Source organism: Dietzia timorensis, from assembly GCF_020742175.1.
GTDB lineage: Bacteria > Actinomycetota > Actinomycetes > Mycobacteriales > Mycobacteriaceae > Dietzia > Dietzia timorensis_A.
The window spans coordinates 1-2,567 of the sequence record NZ_DYXM01000251.1 but is presented as its reverse complement, the minus strand read 5'-3'; the positions used below and the strand labels follow the sequence as shown (position 1 = coordinate 2,567).

General features: G+C 66.7%; 3 protein-coding genes. 2 read left to right on the top strand and 1 reads right to left on the bottom strand.

Features of this window, described 5'->3' with window-relative positions:
- On the bottom strand, positions 1 to 797 hold a 797-nt coding region (locus K8V11_RS13130; protein ID WP_303915145.1), incomplete at its 3' end, for a LysE/ArgO family amino acid transporter.
- A gap of 69 nt (positions 798 to 866) precedes the next feature.
- Here K8V11_RS13130 and K8V11_RS13125 point away from each other — a divergent pair.
- Entirely contained in the window at positions 867 to 1,823 is a 957-nt protein-coding gene (locus K8V11_RS13125) for a LysR family transcriptional regulator ArgP (RefSeq protein ID WP_303915142.1), read from the top strand.
- Between the two features lie 22 nt (positions 1,824 to 1,845).
- Positions 1,846 to 2,433, top strand: a complete 588-nt coding sequence (gene pth, locus K8V11_RS13120) for an aminoacyl-tRNA hydrolase (protein ID WP_303915140.1) — start codon at positions 1,846 to 1,848, stop codon at positions 2,431 to 2,433.
- The last annotated feature ends 134 nt before the right edge of the window (positions 2,434 to 2,567 follow it).

Genomic DNA, 2,567 nt, shown 5'->3' with positions numbered 1-2,567 from the left:
AGCGCGAGCATCGCCGCCATCGCGAACATCACCACGGCGATGATCACGTCGAGTACCCGCCACGCGACCGGGTTGGCGAAGAGTCCGCGCAGCGCCTTCCCGCCGAAACCGACGAGGCAGAACCACGTGATCCCGGCGAGGAAGCAGCCGAGCGCGAACGCCCACCGCAGGTCCCCATGGCCGTTGGCTAGCGAGCCCAGCACGACCACAGAGTCGATGTAGGCGTGCGGGTTGAGCCAGGTGAAGGCGAGCATTCCGCCGATAGCAGCAAGCAACGGCCCGCCGAGGCGCCGACGGGGGCGTTCTGCCGCGCGGTCGCCCGAGCCCGCGGATTCGGCGAGGTCGCCGCCGCTGCCGCCGCCGCCAAGCACCGGTCCGTCAGATCCGTGCGCACCATTCGTACCGCTCGACGGCGCCACCGCGGCCCCCACCGCCACGGTCTCGCGTTCGCGCTCCAACGAAACCGCCTTCTCGGGGTCGGCGGGCGCTTCGAGAGCGGATCCGCCAACCCAGGCCCGACGGAGGGCGAAAATCCCGTAGCTCACGAGGAACACGACGCCGAACCACGTGATCAGCGTCATCGCCCACGGCGCGGACGCCATCACGGCACCGGCCCCGGTCACGCCGAGGGTGATCAGGCCCATCTCACTGACGATGCACACCACCACAAGCGGCCACACGGGAATCGCCCCGCGCAGCGCGTGTCGCAGGAGGAAAGCATTCTGCGCGCCGACCGCCGCGATAAGCGCGATCGCCGTCATAAAGCCCAGGCCGAGTACTGAAAATGAGAAGGTCACGAACGCCAAGTTAGGACCCCTGTTCAGAAAACTCAAACTAATTATTTTTCTGTACCGTAAGCTGTCCTTATGGCTGCACTGAATCTCGATCAACTCCGCACGCTCGTCGCCGTCGTCGATCACGGCACCTTCGATCAGGCGGCGGCATCCCTCGGCGTCACCGCACCCGCGATCTCCCAGCGCATCCGCGCGCTCGAGGACGCCGCCGGGCGCGTGCTCGTGCGCCGCGACAAGCCGGTCCTGCCCACAGAGGCGGGCGAAACCCTGTTGCGCACCGCTCGCCAGATGCTGCACCTGGAGCAGGTGCTCGCCGTCGAACTCGATTCCCGAGAATCAGTGCTCTATGACGGCGAAGGTGCCGATTCCACGGGCGCGCCGCTCCCCCACCTCTCCGTGCCCATCGCCGTCAACGCCGACTCCCTGTCGTCCTGGTTCCTCGACGCGCTCGTGTCGGCGGAATTCGGTCCGCGCATCGCGTTCGACATCCGTAGAGAGGACGAGGCGCATTCGACCGAGCTCCTCCGCCGGGGCGAGGTGATGGCCGCCGTCACCTCCGATAAGACCCCGGTGCAGGGCTGCCGCGTCGTCCCGCTCGGCACCATGCGCTACTTCGCCTGCGCCTCACCCGAGCTCGTCGCGCGCTACGGCATCGGCGATGACGTCGACGTCCGCACCCGCAACAAGGTCCTCAAGGCTGTGCCCGTCGTCGACTTCGACGACCGCGATGACATGCAGTCCGCCTTTTTCCGGGGCCTCGTCGGCGCAAACTCGGACGCGCCGCGTCACGCTATCCCCGCGACGAACGAATACATCCGCGCGGTGCGGATGTCGCTGGGCTGGGGCCTGCTCACTGAGCAGCAGGCCGAGCCCTACCTCGCCGACGGCTCGCTCGTTTCGGTCGCCCCGGACAAGCCGCACCACGTCCCGCTGTATTGGCAACACTGGCGTGTGCGGTCGATGGTGCTCGACAGGATCACCGACGCCGTCGTCGCCACGGCCGGCGAGGTGTTGCTGCGCCGCGGGTAGAAGATCTGGGAAGATGGCAGCCGTGTCCGATCAGACCTCTCCCCGCCTCATCGTCGGCCTGGGCAATCCCGGCCCGGCCTACGCCGCGACCCGCCACAACATCGGCGCGATGGTCTGCGACGATCTCGCCGACGAGGCCTCGCCGATGCCTGCGTCGTTCTCGGTCCACAAGCGCACCAACAGCGAGATCGCGCAGACCCGCATCGACGGCCATCAGGTAATCCTCGCCAAGCCCCGGTCATACATGAATGTCTCGGGCGGTCCGGTGGCGGCGCTGTGCAAATACTTCAAGGTCGCTCCTGCCGATCTCATCGTCATTCACGACGAGCTCGACATCGATTTCGGCACCGTGCGCCTCAAGCGCGGCGGCGGAGAAGGCGGACATAACGGCCTCCGCTCGATCTCCCAGGCGCTCGGCACGAAAGACTACATCCGGGTCCGCGCGGGTATCGGCAGGCCGCCCGGGCGCATGGGGGTGGCAGACTTCGTGCTCAAGCCCTTCGCCAAGCACGAGATCGCCGACGTACCGGTCCTCATGGCGGACGGCGCCGACGCCGTCAGAAAAATACTGGACGTGGGCCTCGAAGCGGCCCAGAACGCCGTGCACTAGGAATGTAGAGCTTACCCTCGGCTGCCCTCTGAGCCCGTCGGGTCACAGGGAAATCCTTGGAGCTTTGTAACAAGTGGGAGAAATACTCACCACCTGCCACCATGGCCGTCTCAGACGCACTAATGTGCCCCTCA